We start from the raw sequence: 251 nt of genomic DNA on the forward strand, positions 1-251 counted from the left end.
TCACTGACCTCATTAAACTCGTTCGTCCCGCGGATATCAGACTCGGGCGTATCGCCAACAAAGTACACTGTCCGCGGCGGCTTGTCGATGTTGTGCGTATCCTTGCGCCACTGCTGCAAGAGCCGAGTGGCAAAGTTATACGTGCCCAGCTGCGGTTTCCCGAACGCAATTGTCGACAGGTCTCTGCCCGTGATGGCCTTGTAGACTGCCTCGAGGGAGGCCTTCAGAGCACCCATCCCAATCCGGCAATG

1 protein-coding gene is annotated in these 251 nt (G+C 57.4%); it reads right to left on the reverse strand.

Features of this window, described 5'->3' with window-relative positions:
• On the reverse strand, positions 1-236 hold a 236-nt coding region (locus tag CVH10_RS22770; RefSeq protein ID WP_146143316.1), incomplete at its 3' end, for an HAD hydrolase-like protein.
• Positions 237-251 lie beyond the last annotated feature (15 nt).

Source organism: Halomonas sp. ND22Bw, from assembly GCF_003011945.1.
Lineage (GTDB): Bacteria > Pseudomonadota > Gammaproteobacteria > Pseudomonadales > Halomonadaceae > Halomonas > Halomonas halophila.